An 18243-nucleotide genomic window follows, 5' to 3' on the forward strand; every position below is an offset into this window, starting at 1 on the left:
CCCCAAATCTCGAAGTGTTTAGTACCCCTACCAGACACTTATGAGAAGAAAGGAGCATCTCTCAATGTACACTATTCAACAAGAAAGCCTGTTTTCCTTGCAAGACTTATTGGAAATGTCATCCAAAGATGGCTATCTCTTTGAGACGTTAGATATTAATCCTTTCTTACGTGTCGTATCGAAGAAAGCCTTTCTAGGGGCGCCGACTCAGCTCAATTATGCTGCTATGCTTCACTCGCTGTTCATTCGGATCGTCGAACGTATCCCGACGATTAAAGATCTAAGAAATCGCTTGAAATAGAAGTATTGAATTCAGTATGGACTGTGGCTTTACCGGTTCCGATCGGATTCCAAGTGAATCTTCATATACACGGTTAATCCAAAAGCTTCAAAAGTCCCAAATTTTTCAGCAGTCACATGAAAAATTAGTTCAACAGGCCTTTCAAGAAGGGTTTATTGATGCATCCGAGATCGCTATGGATGCCACTCATGTTGAAGCTAGAGATCGCCAGCCAGAGAAGAAAGACGATCCCGACCCATTAGCAACTGAACTTCCCAAGAAAAAACGTGGCCGAAAATCCAAGGATGAGCGAGAGCAATGGTTAAGAGAACAATTAGAACTTGAAGAGAATCGTCCCCTGTTCGACAAAAAGGTAGAAGCACAATTGTGTTACTCGTATGAAGAGTTGGTGAAGGAAATCCCACTGAACCCAACCTGGGGTGTAAAGAAGAATTCCAAAGGAAAAAATGTATTCTGGTATGGCTTTAAAGCACATCTTCTCGTCGATTGTAAAAAGCAATATATCCTTACAGCATTACTTTCTTCTGGTAACATTAATGATGGCAAGATGGCGATCCCCTTACTTAAAGGACTGGCCGAAAGGCACCCTGACTTACCTGTTTCTCACGTGCTCGCGGATGCAGGTTATGATTTAGTACCCATTTACAAGCAAGTTCAGGGAATGGGAGCTAGAGCGCTCATTGATTACAACCGTCGTAACGAAGAACCGGATCCCGATGCGGACAAGTACTTTCGTCCAATCTGTAAAGAGGGTCATTCTTACCGATATGATAGTTTTGACTCAACATATGAAACCATAAAATACACGCAGCCCAAAGAGTGCAAGGAGTGTCCCTTTAACGATGGACAATGCCAGAAGGTATTCAAGAAAAAAGTCGAAGATCATCCAAGAAGATACACCGTCCCTGCTCGAGGAAGTGATAGTTACTATGAACAATATAAAAAAAGAACGGCTGTAGAACGTGTGAATGCTTATTTGAAGGAATACTTTCAACTGAACAACATTCGTCATCGCGGTGCATTGGCTAAAGTCGATTTTGAACTAGCTTGTCTGACGTACAACGCTTGTAAACTTACCATTGACCGCTTGAACCAAAGTATTAAAGCGAATAAATTAACGGCGTAGCTCCTAATTTTAAAAATGATGGCGTAAATATTGGGTTAATCTGATTAGTGAGAGAACGATTTATGAAATTGATTCATTCATAAATGTATTCAGTTCAGTTTCAATCCACTGGCAGCATAGGGAGCGACCTTTCTTCATTATTTTTCCCCCTTGGTTGTCGTGTTTCAATCCACACTCCCGCATAGGGAGCGACTCGTTATGTTTGGTTCTCTTCTGCTTTTGCCATATTTCAATCCACGCTCCCGTGTAGGGAGCGACAAGAAATGCGTCAGATTTTTAAGATACTACAAGAATTTCAATCCACGCTCCCGCATAGGGAGCGACAATAATGGCACTCTACGTTCTTCATCTCTATTGGAATTTCAATCCACGCTCCCGCGTAGGGAGCGACTAGGAAAATAACCCCGACTGCCGCAACCTTATTATTTCAATCCACGCTCCCGCGTAGGGAGCGACGTTTAAGGCCTCCCAGATCTTAAACTGTACTATGATTTCAATCCACGCTCCCGCACGGGGAGCGACAGCACCCCGAAAGGGTGCTTGCTACGTAAGGGCTGCAAGGTCCAAAAGTGCGATCCTCTATCACAGTTACTTTCCTGACGGCCTTTCTGATCAAGATATCTTAAAAATCCTTATCACGCAAGAGGTGCGAACCTTCCAGCGATTTCATGTGAGCTTGGGGTTCGAACTTTTCTCCAGAATTACTGTTCTTTTCGTTCTACACAGAATCTTTCCACGTCTAAACTACATCGATAATGTTTACACCATTAACTTATTTTAACGCCACAGATGGATTACACAATATCCTTACTTTCAATATTTCTAATAGACAGATAGGCTATTAGAATCCCAATCAGCCCAAATGAAATGGGAACCGCTATAATCGAACTGATATTGAATCCATTCAAATTCTGTGTGTTTAATGCAACGACTAATATAGAAGATACGATGGTTATGGGTACTGATTTCTTACGCATACCGAAGTATAAACAAATGAGGCTAAATCCAGTCGCGGCAACAGCTTGAACAATGATACTGATCCCCTGCTCGATTAGAAGATCTGTAGGAACCATCCCTGGTTTGAAATGAAAGAACGAGTTCATTGCTAAATATCCAAGTACTACGATCACATTTGAAATCATAATGGTTATAAAAGTAAGCCCACTAACAATCAACAATTTGGAGAACATTAATTTCTTACGGCTGATCGGATATGTGAATAAAAGTGATATGGTCTTGCTGTTATATTCATTAATGATCATCTTAGCAATGAGAACCCCTGCAAATATAGCAAAGGTGGCTCTGACAAATAACCCTGCTGAGCTGATCGCTTCTGCATAGTCTGCAAATCCAGACTCATCATCTGTATACTCTATAAGCCACATGAGGAATATGATCACCACAGTGGCAATCGCCGCCCCTTTATAATACCATCCCAATTTATTCTTTTTGAGCTCAAGTTTCATTAGATTAAGCATATTTCTCAACTCCATCTATTTGATCTATGAAATATTCTTCTAAGGATACGCTCTTCTTGTTGATGGATTCGATAGCTACATCCCCTAATATTAATGCTTTGGATATATCCGATTGGGATAGGGAGGACTCATAAATACGGATAACAAAATCACTCATCACTTTGAAGTTGTTAATTTGAAGTCTATTCTCCAAGATGGAAGCAGCCTTCTTCAGATCAGGTGTCTCAAGCTCAATATACGCCGTATTCTTTCCTCTAAGGTTGTCTATTGATATCTCCTGAATAAATCGCCCTTCCTTAATAATTCCAACGGTGTCGGCTATGAGTTCGATCTCCCCCAATAGGTGACTAGATATGAGCAAAGTCATCCTATATTCTTTACTCAACATACTAAATATATCTCTCATTTCTTTCATTCCGACAGGGTCTAGGCCATTGATGGGCTCATCAAGAATCAACAAATCCGGTTTCGTTGTAATGGCTCTTGCAATCCCAAGACGTTGCTTCATCCCTAAAGAGAAATTTTTAACTGCTTTACCTTCAACACCTACGAGATTTACGATTTCCAGTGCTTCCTTAATCGCCTTCTTATTGTAAAATCCCATATACTCACAATGAAGTTCTAAATTGTCCATCGCCGTTAATTTATCATAAAATATAGGATACTCAATAATACTGCCTATTCGCTTAAGATAATCTTTAGATGAATGATTTATCTTCTCACCAAACATTTCTATTTCACCATGAGTTGGCTTTACTAAATTAAGCAGCATCTTCATAATGGTTGTTTTACCTGCCCCATTGGGTCCAAGAAATCCGTATATTTGCCCTTGCTCAATGCTCATACTCACATCAGATACAACTTCTTTTTCTTGAAAAACTTTCGTTAAATGGTTCGTTCTTACGATAACGCTCATAATGTTGAGCTCCTTTATTTAAGATTAACTTTAGTTTAGGCGAAAACATTTTCTTTTTTATTTCTTAATTCTTAAGAAAATCTTACGAATGCTTAACACATGATTAACGCGTTTGAACAACCTCTAATATGTAGCTCTTGGAAGTTGCACTGTAAAGACCGTTTTCTTATATGGTTTGCTATGAAGATGGATTTCCCCACCTAATTGTTCAACCAATCTTTTCGTTATCGTGAGACCGAGTCCGCTTCCCTGAAAAGATTTATTCCTAGAATCTTCGAGTGTATACATTCTTTCAAAGATAAGATCATGATGTTGCTCGTTAATTCCCTTCCCCTGATCCCACACATCAATATATACATAAGTTTCGTCACTTCTTAACGTGATACCAATGACCTTACCATCTGCTCCATATCGGATCGCATTGTCCATTAAATTATTCAATATTCGCTCTAAAGCTTCTTCATTAGCATACGCATATATCAGCGCTTCTGGTATTACAATAGCCGCTTCTAGATTCCTTGAATGGATTAGATCATAGAATGACAGAATACTATTCTTACAAACCGTATTCATATTTACACGTGTTAAAGCAAAGTCCTTATCACCAGATTCTAATTTGGCCAAGTCAAAAAATTTGTTGATTAACTTTACAATCTCTTCCGATTTTTGATGAACAAGTATTAATAAACGTTCCCGCTCTCCATCGTCAAGATTAGGATCATGTAGAATCGTCTCAATCGTTCCAAGAACGACAGTCAAGGGTGTTTTTAGATCATGAGATACATTAGCTAACATTCTTCTCATCACTAACTCAGTTCTTGTGAAATGAGCTGTTAATTCCTGATTTGAATCAAGTAATGAATTAATAGCTGTAAGTAATAATTGCATGGCTGGATCATATGTAATTCTTAGCAGCTTCTCAGAAGATTTCTGCTCCAAGATATGGTTGATCGTAGTGTAGCTATATTTCAAATCAGCCGTTCTTCTCTTCGCCGACATGTACTGAAAGACAATGATTATAATCAAAAGAATAATAATACCAATCCAAAGAATAGTCACATCAGAACTCTCCTAATCGATAACCGATTCCCCACAGGGTTTTAATATATTTGGGCTCAGAGGGAGTATCTTCAATCTTCTCTCTCAATCTACTCATATGGACATTGATGATATTCTCATCTCCGTGATAGGGTTCATCCCATATCGTTTGGTAAATATGCTCTTTGGTAAATACCTTCTTGGGGTTAGTCAAGAATAGCTTAAGTATTTGTAACTCCTTCGAAGTTAACTTTACTTCTTTCCCGTTCTTGCTAATGGTTAAGTTGTCGAGATCCAACTCTATCTCGTGAATCGTAACTATGTTCGCTCTATGATCTGCAGGGACATTGGCATAATAACTTACTCTCCTGAGAGCCGCTTTCACTCTAGCAGAAAGTTCAATCATAGAGAATGGCTTGGCAATGTAGTCGTCTGCCCCAAAACCAAGACCTAGCGCTTTGTCCACTTCACCATCCTTAGCAGATACGATCAGAATCGGAATCAAACTCTTCTCTCTGATTAGTCTTAAGAAATCCATACCACTTAGCTTCGGAATCATCAGGTCTAGAAGAATCAAATCGAATGGTTCTTGAGCAAATATTCGTAACGCTTCTTCTCCATCCTTCGCGTGGACGACAGAGAATCCTTCTTTCTCCAAGTAATTCACTACCATCTCACCGATGGCAGGTTCATCTTCTACGAGTAATATTGTTGCTGACATCTTGTCTCTTCACCCACCCATCTTGTTGTTATATCCATGATTGTATCTTAATTTGTTTACAATATCATCCTAATCATTCTCATCAACTTGCTATGCCATCTGCATGGATGAATAATCTATTTACTAGGGATAAGCAGGCATTTATGATTAATGCAATAGGAGTGTGAGGATCGACATGAAGAAAACGTTCATCATTACAGTAGCTTCAATTATGACTTTAGTAGCCATTACAATATGGTTCTTCGTTAACCAAGAGCAGCCTATCTACACTTTCGAAGCAGAAAACGGTATCCTGCAAGGAGTTACTACAAGTCAAGAGGTCACTGGATTCTCTGGAAGCGGATACGTGACAGGGTTTGATCAATCTGAGAATTCTTTATCTATGACTATCACAGCACCCAAAGAAGATATGTATCAATTATGGACTGGATATAACGGACCGCATGGGAATAAAAACAGCAGATTGATGCTAAACGATCAGCCGTTTGGTGAAGTGAAATTCCCTCCTACCTTAACCTTCTCCGAGATTAACTACGGTAGAGTGAAATTAAATAAAGGAGCTAACCAGCTCAAATTCACAATGGGCTGGGGATGGTACGATATTGATTATGTCAAAATCCAAAGCGCTCCCTCCAGAGAGGATCATCAAATAGAGAATACGTTAGTTAGCCCTAACGCCTCAGAGGAAGCACTTAGTTTACATCGGTTTTTAGTGGATCAATATGGTGAATCCATTTTATCGGGACAACAAACACTCCTCCATGCGTTAGAGATCCAAGAAAAGTACGGTAAACTTCCTGCTATGGTTGGATTCGATCTGATTGAATACTCACCCACTCGCGTTCAGCGCGGATCGGATTCGAAGGAAGTCGAGAATATATTTCAGTGGCACGATCTTGGGGGGATAACGACTCTTGCTTGGCACTGGAATGCTCCTACAGATCTGATCGACACCGATGAACAGCCTTGGTATAGAGGCTTCTATACTGAAGGAACCACATTCGATATTGAGAAGGCACTAGCTAACCCAGATTCAGAACAATATCAGCTTCTTCTTAGTGACATAGATGCCATTGCGAAGCAACTTAAGCGTCTACAGGATGCCCATATTCCAGTTCTTTGGAGACCCCTACATGAGGCAGAGGGTGAATGGTTCTGGTGGGGGGCGAAAGGTCCAGAACCGGCCAAGAAACTGTATCGTCTACTATATGACCGTTTGACCAACGTCCATCACATCAATAACTTAATCTGGATCTGGAATTCAGAATCACCTGAATGGTATCCAGGAGATGATGTAGTGGATATTGTGAGTGTTGATTCCTATCCACCCGCTGGTGATTACAGTCCCATCGATAATCGCTACGATAATCTCGTAGAGCTTGTCCAGGATCGTAAGCTTGTAGCCTTAACGGAGAATGGCCCCATCCCCGATCCAGATCTCCTTCAGGACTATCAGACTCATTGGAGCTGGTTCTGTACATGGGGTGAACACTTCATTCAAGATGGCTTACAGAACAGCCAAGAGCATATCCAGCAAATCTATGATCATCCCTATGTTCTCACTTTGGATGAACTCCCAGATTGGAAGACTTCCCGTTTCCCTTAACTTGAGCTAGTTCTCTTCTATAAAAAATGACCATCAGGATCATCCTGATGGTCATTCCTTGAGTTGCTATATTGGCAACTGGTAATATTAATTTCCAGTCGTAGTAACCGTTACAGGTGACCATTCCGCAATCACAGTCTGTCCGTGAACGGATACACTGCCTTGTGGAGACAGGTCCTTCTCTGTCATAATGCCCAGTGCGATGGTGAATTGATTCAATTTCATCGGTATATTCTGCTCACGTCTAATCTCTACACCATTCAAATAAAATACAGCTTCATCGTTAGCTCGATTATACGTAATCTTATAGGTGTTAAATTCACGTGGTTTGAAATTCGTATCTTCTTTAAAAATACAGAAGTACCTTGTCTTATCTGATGGAGGAACTTCAACACCCGGAAATGGAAGAATGCCAAAGACGCTTGCGTATTTGTCATTACCCGCAAAGAAATCTAGCGCGGCTCCGGTTGTGAAATCAAGCAGATTCAGCGAGACATAACCATCATATAAATCCCCTGGCGTCGTATTCTGCGAACGAGCACGGATCTGAAGCTCAAAACTAACTTCCCCTTCCTCAGGGACCTCTACAGAATCAACGGAGTAATACATGTGTTTAGCATTATCTAGAATTTGAATTTGGTTATGTTGCCGGCTTAAAGGCGCACGAACATATAAGATACCGTTACGTACAATAACCACGGCATCTGGTTCACGATATTCCCAGAACGTTCCGTCTGGCAACGGAAATCCACCTATTTTCCAAACATGCCCTTCCGATAATATCGTATGAAAATCTCCAAATATCCGTTGTTGTTCCATCTCTAATCCCTCTTCTTTCATTATATATTTAGATGAATCCTTGAATAATCATGATCACGATAAGTACCATTCCGAAACGAAGCGTTGTCTTCACGGAATTGCCCATCAAAGGTAAATAAGCTTGCGAGGGGTTCTGCTCCTTCAGCCTACCGTATACCCGATACAGCGGAATGAACGTGAGGAACGCAATAATAGCGTAGTAAGGAAGCGCCCCACCGAACATGCAAACCACAAGCGAGATTGCGGCGAGTAATAATAGAAGTCGTGAGAAGCGAAGCGCTTTGGATTCACCCCACACAACGATTAGCGTATTTTTACCAGCCTGACGATCTAATCTCCAATGTAAAAAATGATGATTGAACAAAATAAGTGTCGTCAGCAGTCCAATGGGTAAAGATAGTAGTAACGCCCGAATATCCATATGTGACGTCTGTACATAATAAGCTCCCATAACAGGTAATAAACCAAAAGAAAGAAAAATAGCAACCTCACTGAATCCTTTGCCTCGATATCCAAGTCTCAGTGGAGGGGCAACATAGAAATAAGCGATCATTCCTCCAAGTAAACCTAGAATTAATGCCCACCAACCACTATATAGGCTAAGAATAATACCTGATAGTAAGGCAATTCCGAATAGGCTCCACGTCACAACTGTAAAAGTACGTAGACTCCATGTCCCATTCGTCAGAAATCCAGAGTGGCTGGTGATCGCATCCACCTCTTCCTCCACTGCCGTGTCGGCCCCATTCTTATAGTCCCATAAATCATTTATCATATTAGAAAAAAGATGGGCTACCGCCGATCCAATTAACGTTAAAATAAATAATCCAATGTGAAACACGTCATTCCATACGAATGCCCCTAGCGCTCCTAGTGCAACTGGAATGAGCATGACAAGAATAATTGAAGCTCGTGATGCCTTCATAAATTGTCTAAACTTGTCCACTACATAACCCTCCTGTTCTCTAAATCTCTTCATTTAAAGAATATCATATCTTGTAGGATAGTGTCACATATGTGGAGCTAGTTTAATGTTCCGCTTATTTAACATGTCTTTTACAATTGTCTGAGTTAGAGCTAACGGTTGATCGATATAATGAATGAAGTGTTACAACTAAAGGAGGCTACGCATTGAAAATTGATTTTCACTTTCATCTAGAAGAAGGAGCTTATTCTCTGTCATGGCTTAACCGTACAGGGTTAGCGCTAGAACAGACCTCTCGAAATCATTCGAGTCATACGGATTGTGAATCCCGTGCTTGGATTGAACATATCACAAGAAGTCTCTCCCGTAGAATGAAAGAAGGCTGTTACTCAGAGGATTGGATTACAAGATATCTAGAACAAGGTCGTAAGAAGGGGATCACCAAATTCGGTGTTGTCGATCATTTATATCGCTTCCAGGAGTTTAAAAGCTACTATGAAGAATTCATGCGATTAGATGACAGTCCATTAGGAAAAGTGCAACGGCAATGGTTAGATAGGGTATGTACTTACTCAATAGAAGATTACTTATCCGGAACGCGGAATGCAGCGAGGTTCTATGAGGAACTATCTATTGGTATTGAGGCAGACTACTTCCCTGGTAGTCAAGAGAAACTTAAAACCCTTCTTGCCCCTTATCAGCTTGATTATGTCATCGGCTCTGTTCATTTTTACGAGGGCTGGAAATTCGATAATCCTGATACGCAGAGTCAATTTGAAACTTATGATCTTGATTCACTCTATAAGCAACATTATCAAACCGTGATTGAAGCCATACACAGTGGACTTTTTCAATTCATGGCGCATTTGGATCATATAAAGGTGCTCGGTCATCGTCCTACAGTAGATGAACTAACCGTTCACTATAACGATGTCGCTGCTGCCCTTGCTATTGCCGATGTCGCTACAGAAGTAAATACAGGGTTAGCCTATCGCTATCCAGCAAAGGAAATAAGCCCGAGTGCTTCATTTTTATCTATTCTAAAGGATTATGAAGTGCCCATCACACTCTCATCCGATGCGCATTTTCCAGATGAATTAGGCACGATGCTAGATGATGCCATCCAACTCGCTAAAGAGACTGGCTATGAAGAAATCGTTTATTTCAAAAATAAACAACGACTCGTTATCCCCTTATATTCTTCTGCAAACATCCCCGTGTTAGCCTAGCACCTAGCATAATAAAAGCTTACTATCCTTAGATAATTCCATCATCCTTTTCCTAAAAGCACACAGATCCCCTATGTACGATAGTAGGGGATCTTTCATTGGATCATGTATTCATATAATATCCTTAACCTCACAAAAAAGCCGCCTTAAAGGCGACTTGTGGGAGAGTTATTCAAGTTCTTTTGCAGGATCTTGTTTGGATGAATTCTTAACTTTAATATAGGTAATATTGCACAGATTAAACGTGTAATCTTCGTAAGTAACCCAGCCCTTTTGCTTTTCCGTCAGTAACTTAATCAACTTGTCAGGATCATTTGTTCTAATGATTACGCTGTGTTCATTACCGAAGAATATGCTAACCTTTCTCTCATCAGCCACTGTATACCACCTCCATTACTCTCTCATTTCGACGTGATACAGCTAATTCCTTTATTGGATACTGTCTGGAGAACCATCAAGTTTTTTATCATTTTACAGATTTGATGGATCACAAAGTCCGCGCCAATGCCGTCAATCGCTGCATGCCTTCACGTAGTAATACCTCATTAGCAAAGGAGTAACTGAGGCGTATCCATGACTTCAGCTCCCCCAGTGGATCACATATCTCACCAGGAACAAAGGAGATCGAATGCTCTATACTTTTTCTGAAAAGCGCTTCCGCTGAGAGCTGATCCGGCAGTTTGACCCACAGATTCAGCCCCCCTTTTGGAGCCGTCCATTCCCAACCTGCCATCAACAATTCTTCCTCCATAATCTCTTTATGAACCTGTAGTGCAATTCGCAGCTTGCCGAGATGCTGCTGAAGTCGTGGTGAGGTGTAATAATGTAGAAAAATTTTCTGATTGAGCAACGGAGTACCATTATCCGCTAGCGATTTGGCCGTAATCAACCGCTCCATGAACGGAAAGCGGCAGGCCACTGCACAGATCCGTAAGCCTGGAGCAACATACTTGCTGAAGCTGCTGATATATATCACCCAGCCCTCTGTATCATAGGCGAAAAAAGGCAGCGGTGGCTTCTTACCAAAATATATATCCCTGAATGGATCATCCTCCACCAGCAGACAGCGGTAGCGCTCCGCCAGCTCCACCAACAATTTGCGCTGCCACGCTGGTACCGTATATCCGGTTGGATTATGGTGAGTCGGATTCATATAGAACATACGAGGCTTATGCTTCGCCATCAGAGCTTCCACTTCATCTAGATCATATCCGCTTGGAGTGATATTCACAGGAATAAGCCTCGCACCTTCAAGGCGAAAAATATCCATAGCAACACCGAAAGTCGGCCGCTCCACAAGCACCGTGTCCATGGGTCCTAGCATAATTTTGGCTATCAGATTAATAGCCTGCTGTGCTCCTGAAGTGATCAGCAATTCCTCTGCTGATAGCTGTAGCCGATGATGCTCCCTGAAATGTCGGCTCAGCGACTCCCGGAGCTCATCATCACCCTGTACAGTGGAATAGGTACCCATTACCTTCGGATACAGATCGAACACTTTCTTAACATAGTCCGATAAATACAGGTTCGGCAGTAGATTGGGATCAATCAATGCCTGTGAGAACTGGTACTTAACTGGGTTACGCTGTATATCGGAAAGCGAGTTGGAGAGCAAATACGAAGAAACTACGGCGCCTTCTTCAACATCTTCGTAACATACGCTTTCCGCCGACACGTAATAGCCGGATTTATCCTTTACATAAACTTTGCCATCTTCAGTCAACCGTCTATATGCCTTAAACACCGTCAGCCGATGCACTTTAATTTCTTCAGCAAGCAGCCGAATGGACGGCAGTTTATCATGCGCTTTCCACTCCCCCCGCTCCATGCGGTTCAAAACCAACTCATACACTTGCCGGAATAAGGGATGACTCTGCTCAGCTCCCGCCACTTTTTTCATACAGACACAACTCCTCTCTTGAACAGCTATTTACAGTATTGTACACGATTTCCGGTATGATCTGTTCTACGGTGTATAATCTGTTCTGTTACCTAGCCTATATGATTAACGAAGTGATCAAAGCACCACGGTTGCAACACATCTAAAGGGGAAATGAACATGATTCTTTTGGCTTATGCTCTTGTATGTCTTATATTTGGTACAACCTTTTTGGCGATCAAAATCGGTGTGGATGCCGGTGCGCCACCCTTCCTCTCTGCGGGACTGCGGTTTTTTCTGGCGGGCACTATTCTGTTCCTGTGGATGGTGTGGAAACGCAAGGCTAGCTTCTCTCTGCTGCTACGCAAAGAAATGCTGTTCACCGGGGCTGCGCTGACATTTGGAACCTTCTCTGCCCTGTATTGGGCTGAACAATATGTATCTTCGGGACTCGCCGCGGTGCTATCGGCTACCGGGCCAATCATGATTTTGCTCATGCAGACCGCTTTTCTTCGTCAAAAAGCCCCTTTACATTCAATATATGGTGGCATTATCGGTTTCATAGGTGTGCTGCTACTGGTTCTACCGAACCTTTCAATGGATATTTCTCCACTATGGCTCATCGGCTGCGCCGTCGTTCTGATCGGGGAATGCTGCTACGCAGCTGGAGCAATCTATTCCAAAAAAGTAATTACTAGCCTGTCTGACGTCTCACCCATCGCACTAAATGCGGCACAAATGATGTATGGTGGAGCGTTGCTGTTCATTCTATCTTTGGCTACTGAAGATGTGCAACTCGAATTTCTTTTCTCTTTCCAAACAGCCGGTTCACTGCTCTATCTAACCGTAATCGGCTCCATGGTCGGGCACACCTTGTTCTACTGGCTCGTAGCCAAAACGAATCCCGTCTTCCCCTCAACCTGGCTCTATATTTCTCCTCCAATTGCCGTCGGCGTAGGCTTCCTATTTTACAATGAGACTGTCTCTTGGGTAACGATTCTTGGTGTGGTTACCATCATTGCCGGTACCGTGCTTGTGAATACGAGCGCATTGAAGCAATTAATACTAAAACGACAACTTAGAGCCGATTCATTCACAAAAATCTGATATAGCACATACGCCTAGTCTAGTCCGATCAGGCAAGAGTAGTTTCAAAATAATAAATAGCTGCCGAGAAATTCTCGGCAGCTATTTATCCTAATTGTGTTCTTTTACATAAAATGATGTTCTTTCATTTACTGTAACAACCACAATGCTGGCACGTTTGATGGCTCCCATCCTTGGAGTGAGGTGTGGCTTTGTCTACAAGAATAAGTTGCGCCTCCGTAGGTCACTAATTTCCCTACTGTATAACTGACGCCCGCTGCCCATGGATCGGTTCCAGACTGATTATTATCCGTTGTTGACTGTATTGATGTACCCGTGGATACATTGCCAGCCGCGTCTTTAGCCGTTACGGTAAACGTGTAAGCTGTATTAGCATTTAGTCCGTTAACCGTTGCAGTTGTTCCCATTACTGACGTTACTAAACTCGAACCATTAAACACATCGTATCCTGTAACACCCACATTATCTGTCGATGCTGTCCAACTCAAGCTTACGCTGGAGGCTGTTTTTCCGCTCACCTGTAGATTCGTTGGCGCCGTTGGAGCCGTTGTATCCACACTCGAAGCATTCGTCGTTACCGTTAACGCGTTACTTGCAACCGATTGGTTCCCTGCTGCGTCTTTGGCCTTCACCGTGAACGTGTAGGCTGTGTTAGCAGACAATCCACTAATCGTTGTGGATGTACCTGCAACGTTTATTGAGTTACTACCATATGATACCGTATATCCTGTCACACCTACATTGTCAGTAGATGCATTCCATGATAGGTTCACACTGTTTGATGTTTTGGATGGAGAACTCAAATTACCCGGTACGGACGGAGGAATAAGATCCTCTACTCCACCTGGTTCGAATTGGTTCAAATAAGTGCGGTGATTGCTAGAAAACTCGAAATTATTGAATTTATCCCAGTTGATCGACCAAGTCATCAGACCTCTCATACCGGGATGCGCTCCGTTACGCAGCTGGTAGCCTCCTCCGTACGAAACACCCTTCATTAAATAGTTCAACGCTTTATGCACTTCCGCTACAGAAGTAAATCCTCCTCCAGCATTTGCGTTAGCAGGAAGTCCTATGACGACCTGATCAGGACGTAGTGCCGGGAAAAGATTGTTAGGATTTCTTCCTACCGGGAAGCCCGTAAGCATCATATCCACCATAGCGACATGGAAATCAGCACTGCCCATGGAATAATATCGATCATCAAGAGCGGTGATTGAGCCGGAATTATAATGCTGTACCTGCAGCCAATCTAGAATATCACGCAGCGCATAGATGACAGGCAGATATGATCCAGCCCTATTGTCGCATGAAATACAGCTTCCTCCATAGAAGGAATACCCTAGCTGAACAAAGAAAGTCTCCGGCGCCATCGTCAGCATGAAGCTCTCACCATAGAAATCATGCAGCTCTCTTACCGCAGAGATCAGATTAGTAATGACCGGTGTCTGAGGACTGCGGAAATCACTATCCCCAGCATTAAGATAGAGCGAATGCCCTTCGAAATCAATATCAAAACCGTTAAAGCCGTATTTCGTAATGATCCCCTTCATGGTAGAAACGAATTTGTCACGTGCCTGCGTATTAACTAACTGTACCTGCCCGTTGGCACCTCCGATTGAGATCATGACTTTCTTCCCTTGACTTTGCAGATATTGAACATCTGCAATGAAATCAGCTTCCGTTGCATTGTATGGAGCGAAGCCAATCGTCCCGCCCTGCGCCCCATTGATAGGCTCAGCAAAAGAAACGTTGATAACGTCAAAGTCGGATGATACGTCCCGAAGTCTTATATTGCCTGATCCGTTATCGAAGTTATGCCAATACCCTACGATCAACTTCTTGCTCACTGGAATGGAAGCATACGCTTGTGGAGCATGCCATTGGTACCCCGTAAACAGAAGGGCAATAATCAATGTGAACATAATTGCACGTAGAAATGGACGAGTCATTCTTAGGTTCTCCCTCATGGCTATTTGTCCCCCTTCTTATTGCACTCTCCATAAAGCCGGTACATTGCTAGGCTCCCAGCCCCCAAGAGAGGTATGCGGCTGATTGCAAATATAAGTCTTGCCTCCGTACGTCACTATATCATTGACTTTGTAGCTGACATTCGTCGCCCATGCGGTCGGACCACCAGTCGCATCCGTCGTCTCATCGATGGATGCTCCGGCCGAAATATTACCCGCTGCATCCCTTGCTGTTACTGTGAACGTATAGGTCGTGCTTGCCGAAAGACCGCTTACTGCAGCCGTCGTTCCTGTTACATTCACGCTCGTCGTACCATAAGTTACCGTATAGCCCGTCACCCCAACATTATCTGTGGAAGCATTCCATGACAGATTAACGATAGAGGCACTCTTCCCTGTTACTTGCAGATTCGCAGGTTGCGTCGGAGCTATCGTATCCACCGGTACTGCTGTCGTTGATGCTTGCACAGGAGTACTCGCGGCAGATACATTGCCTGCTGCATCTCTGGCCTTAACTGTAAAGGTATACGCTGTATCCGCATTCAGCCCAGACACCGTAGTCGATGTCTCTGTTACATTCAGCGTTGTTGTACCATACGTCAATGTGTAGCCCGTCACCCCAACATTATCCGTCGAAGCATCCCACGTAAGGCTGATTGTGGAGGCCGTTGCTCCGGTTGCGCTAAGATTACTCGGTACCGATGGCGCAATCGTGTCGCCTGCTTCGCCGCATAGACCGATCAGCTTCCATACACCCGCTGTCCCGCTTTGATCCGGCTGGTCTCCTCTCGTCCACCACTTGGCTTCATAGCTATTACCGTTATACGATGCGCGCTGTCCACCCGTATACACCGAATTCGCATTCCACGCTGCAACGGAGCATACGGTAGCCGCGTCCGTTGTTACGGACAGGGGGGAGCTTGCGCCCGATACATTCCCTGCTGCATCTTTTGCCTTCACCGTGAAGGTATACGCCGTATTAGCAGATAGTCCGCTAATCGTTGTGCTTGTTCCAGTTACATTCACATTCGTTGTTCCGTATGTTACCGTATAGCCCGCCACACCCACATTATCCGTGGAAGCATTCCACGACAGACTAACGCTGGATGAAGATTTTCCCGTCGTCTGCAAATTTCCCGGCACAGTCGGCGGTGTCGTATCTACTACGGCGGCTTCGGTCGTTACTTGAAGTGGAGCACTTGCAACCGATTGATTTCCTGCTGCGTCTTTGGCCTTCACAGTAAACGTATAGGCTGTGTTGGCAGACAATCCACTAATCGTTGTCGATGTACCTGCTACGTTTACAGAGTTATTACCATAGGACACGGTATACCCTGTTACACCTACATTGTCGGTAGATGCATTCCATGATAGGTTCACACTGTTTGATGTTTTGGATGGAGAACTCAAATTACCCGGTACAGTTGGTGCTTGATTGTCAATGACGGTTGTACCCTGCAAATCACTGGCTAATTTATTCAGCAATACTTTATTACGATCTCCGCTGAAATCCCAGAACATCGCACCGCCTAAACCCTTAGACTTAATGAAATTTGTTTTATGACCAAAAGATTCTACATCATCATAGCTGATGAAGTTACCATTGGATGGGTTAAACAAGTAAGGCACTTTGGCAACATCGTTCCAATAACGTGTATATCCATTTTTATTGATATAGCTATTTTGGAGATCCGTGAAATCATACACACCTTTCTCCCATGTTCCTGTGGTTGCGGCACTACAATTCTGATATTGGCCATTGCCTGAATTCTGACAGCTACTCCAACCACGACCATAGAATGGGGTACCCAAAACAATTTTGTTTGCGGGTACACCTGCATTCAGATAATTTTGAACGCCTGCTTGAATATTGAAGTCTGCAGCATCCGGTACACCTGCTGCAGCGGCAGCTGGATCGCTATATAATGGCGAATTGTGAGCGCTGACCGTTTGCCAACCCCCGTTAAAATCGTATGTCATGATATTGATCCAATCCAGAATATTGGCAATACTACTCAATTCGTTATTCGCTACATAAGTAGGACTAGCCCCTGAAGCAATGGTCAGTAAGTATTGTTTACCATCAACTATTTCTGCGGCATTCAGCTTATCTCGGACCGCTTGCAGTAACAGCGTATGATTTTGTTTATCTGCCGGACGATAGCTATTACCTGCTAGACCGCCACCAACCGGGTATTCCCAGTCCAGATCGATACCATCAAATTGATATTTACGTAAAAATTCAACAGCAGAGTTGGCAAAAACTTCACGGGTCGCTGCCGTTGCTGCGACGTCAGAGAAGCGGTTAGACCAAGACCATCCACCTACCGAAATAATCGTTTTAAGCTGCGGATTCGCTTTTTTCAAATTGATCAGCTGCCCAAAGCTCCCCTTAATGGGTTTATCCCAAGTATCGCCTGCCATGCTCTTTTGAACATCAACCCACGGATCGCCTACGACGATCGTTCCGTTGGGAACATTGATCGTTCCAACTTCATCCTGACAAGTCCATGTTACCGGATTCGGACCTGTTGGATCTGGGTTACCATGTTTACCGTTCCAGCATATGTCTGCAAATGCAAAATTAATATGAGTTACTTTAGAAGCGTCTATATCACTAACCAGATAATTACGGCCATACGCACCCCAAGATGGGTAGTATCCTACTACTTTATAACCTTCTGCAGCTTGAACCCTCACAGCACCAAAAAATTGAAACATGGATAGAATCAACGCAGCAATTAAAACTAAAATAGTAGATTTTCGAAATAATTTTACCTTTACTATCATTTCTAAAAGCCTCCTTGTTTTTTAAAAGATTTAATGATAACGCTTACAAATTAACAACAACTTACCTCCTTTAAAAAATTTATTTCATCCTTGTATGACAGAAATATTAATTTCGTTCACAACAAGAAAGGAAACCAATAATAGGTATTTGAACAAAATTTGGAAAGTTACATCTTACATGTGTATTTTCTATGAAATTTAAGCAAAATAACAGGGATAATATTCCATTATAAGGGATATATTCTTCTAAAATTAAACGATATCTCATTAGAATAAAAAAACGGACAAGCATAGGCTCGTCCGTTAATAAGCTTTAAAGATATCGCTATAGAGTCGAA

13 protein-coding genes, 1 pseudogene and 1 CRISPR repeat array are annotated in these 18243 nt (G+C 42.7%); of the genes and pseudogenes, 4 read left to right on the forward strand and 10 right to left on the reverse strand.

Translation table 11 applies throughout. The annotated features are described in order from the left end of the window. Nucleotides 1-64 precede the first annotated feature (64 nt). Nucleotides 65-1427: pseudogene (locus UB51_RS17320) on the forward strand (transposase). Nucleotides 1428-1588: 161 nt separating this feature from the next. Beyond that, nucleotides 1589-1949: direct repeats of the CRISPR family, unit length 32 nt; unit sequence ATTTCAATCCACGCTCCCGCGTAGGGAGCGAC. A 272-nt stretch (nucleotides 1950-2221) separates the two neighbouring features. Here the strand turns inward: UB51_RS17320 and UB51_RS17325 are convergent. The 4 genes from UB51_RS17325 to UB51_RS17340 form a co-directional block, all read right to left on the reverse strand. Continuing rightward, a complete protein-coding gene (locus UB51_RS17325) occupies nucleotides 2222-2905 on the reverse strand; it encodes an ABC transporter permease (RefSeq protein WP_044878372.1) in 684 nt (227 codons plus the stop codon). Next, entirely contained in the window at nucleotides 2898-3821 is a 924-nt protein-coding gene (locus UB51_RS17330) for an ABC transporter ATP-binding protein (protein ID WP_044878373.1), read from the reverse strand. The genes UB51_RS17325 and UB51_RS17330 overlap by 8 nt, the downstream gene beginning before the upstream one ends. A gap of 123 nt (nucleotides 3822-3944) precedes the next feature. Further along, entirely contained in the window at nucleotides 3945-4880 is a 936-nt protein-coding gene (locus UB51_RS17335) for a sensor histidine kinase (protein WP_160297282.1), read from the reverse strand. Nucleotide 4881: 1 nt separating this feature from the next. After that, a complete protein-coding gene (locus tag UB51_RS17340) occupies nucleotides 4882-5580 on the reverse strand; it encodes a response regulator transcription factor (RefSeq protein WP_044878374.1) in 699 nt (232 codons plus the stop codon). A 175-nt stretch (nucleotides 5581-5755) separates the two neighbouring features. On the opposite strand from UB51_RS17340, the gene UB51_RS17345 reads away from it, so the two are divergent. Continuing rightward, nucleotides 5756-7186, forward strand: a complete 1431-nt coding sequence (locus UB51_RS17345) for a glycosyl hydrolase (protein ID WP_234405463.1) — start codon at nucleotides 5756-5758, stop codon at nucleotides 7184-7186. A gap of 87 nt (nucleotides 7187-7273) precedes the next feature. Here the strand turns inward: UB51_RS17345 and UB51_RS17350 are convergent, their stop codons facing one another. Beyond that, nucleotides 7274-8005: a DUF6081 family protein gene (locus tag UB51_RS17350; protein ID WP_044878375.1), complete on the reverse strand. Its 732-nt coding sequence runs from the start codon at nucleotides 8003-8005 to the stop codon at nucleotides 7274-7276. Nucleotides 8006-8033: 28 nt separating this feature from the next. After that, nucleotides 8034-8951 (reverse strand): prenyltransferase, encoded by a 918-nt coding sequence (locus tag UB51_RS17355; protein ID WP_044878376.1) that lies wholly within the window; start codon nucleotides 8949-8951, stop codon nucleotides 8034-8036. A gap of 185 nt (nucleotides 8952-9136) precedes the next feature. Here UB51_RS17355 and UB51_RS17360 point away from each other — a divergent pair, with 185 nt between their 5' ends. Next, nucleotides 9137-10159, forward strand: a complete 1023-nt coding sequence (locus UB51_RS17360) for a PHP domain-containing protein (protein ID WP_044878377.1) — start codon at nucleotides 9137-9139, stop codon at nucleotides 10157-10159. Nucleotides 10160-10327: 168 nt separating this feature from the next. Here UB51_RS17360 and UB51_RS17365 read toward each other — a convergent pair whose 3' ends face one another. Next, a complete protein-coding gene (locus UB51_RS17365; protein ID WP_044878378.1) occupies nucleotides 10328-10537 on the reverse strand; it encodes a hypothetical protein in 210 nt (69 codons plus the stop codon). 109 nt (nucleotides 10538-10646) lie between these two features. Further along, a complete protein-coding gene (locus UB51_RS17370; protein ID WP_044878379.1) occupies nucleotides 10647-12059 on the reverse strand; it encodes an aminotransferase-like domain-containing protein in 1413 nt (470 codons plus the stop codon). 159 nt (nucleotides 12060-12218) lie between these two features. Here UB51_RS17370 and UB51_RS17375 point away from each other — a divergent pair, with 159 nt between their 5' ends. Further along, nucleotides 12219-13145 carry a DMT family transporter gene (locus UB51_RS17375; RefSeq protein WP_044878380.1) on the forward strand — a complete coding sequence of 309 codons (927 nt, stop codon included), beginning with the start codon at nucleotides 12219-12221 and terminating at the stop codon, nucleotides 13143-13145. Nucleotides 13146-13273: 128 nt separating this feature from the next. Here the strand turns inward: UB51_RS17375 and UB51_RS17380 are convergent, their stop codons facing one another. Continuing rightward, nucleotides 13274-15115 carry a fibronectin type III domain-containing protein gene (locus UB51_RS17380; protein WP_052675990.1) on the reverse strand — a complete coding sequence of 614 codons (1842 nt, stop codon included), beginning with the start codon at nucleotides 15113-15115 and terminating at the stop codon, nucleotides 13274-13276. Between the two features lie 18 nt (nucleotides 15116-15133). Continuing rightward, complete coding sequence (locus UB51_RS17385) at nucleotides 15134-17905, reverse strand: glycosyl hydrolase family 18 protein (RefSeq protein WP_044878381.1); 2772 nt, start codon at nucleotides 17903-17905, stop codon at nucleotides 15134-15136. Nucleotides 17906-18243 lie beyond the last annotated feature (338 nt).

It is taken from the genome of Paenibacillus sp. IHBB 10380, from assembly GCF_000949425.1.
GTDB lineage: Bacteria > Bacillota > Bacilli > Paenibacillales > Paenibacillaceae > Paenibacillus_AQ.

Excerpts from the sequence above, each read along its gene's own strand:
- UB51_RS17325 (WP_044878372.1), bottom strand. The coding sequence starts at position 2,905 with ATGCTTAATCTAATGAAACTTGAGCTCAAAAAGAATAAATTGGGATGG.
- UB51_RS17330 (WP_044878373.1), bottom strand. The coding sequence starts at position 3,821 with ATGAGCGTTATCGTAAGAACGAACCATTTAACGAAAGTTTTTCAAGAA.
- UB51_RS17340 (WP_044878374.1), bottom strand. The coding sequence starts at position 5,580 with ATGTCAGCAACAATATTACTCGTAGAAGATGAACCTGCCATCGGTGAG.
- UB51_RS17345 (WP_234405463.1), top strand. The coding sequence starts at position 5,756 with ATGAAGAAAACGTTCATCATTACAGTAGCTTCAATTATGACTTTAGTA.
- UB51_RS17350 (WP_044878375.1), bottom strand. The coding sequence starts at position 8,005 with ATGGAACAACAACGGATATTTGGAGATTTTCATACGATATTATCGGAA.
- UB51_RS17370 (WP_044878379.1), bottom strand. The coding sequence starts at position 12,059 with ATGAAAAAAGTGGCGGGAGCTGAGCAGAGTCATCCCTTATTCCGGCAA.
- UB51_RS17375 (WP_044878380.1), top strand. The coding sequence starts at position 12,219 with ATGATTCTTTTGGCTTATGCTCTTGTATGTCTTATATTTGGTACAACC.
- UB51_RS17380 (WP_052675990.1), bottom strand. The coding sequence starts at position 15,115 with ATGAGGGAGAACCTAAGAATGACTCGTCCATTTCTACGTGCAATTATG.
- UB51_RS17385 (WP_044878381.1), bottom strand. The coding sequence starts at position 17,905 with ATGATAGTAAAGGTAAAATTATTTCGAAAATCTACTATTTTAGTTTTA.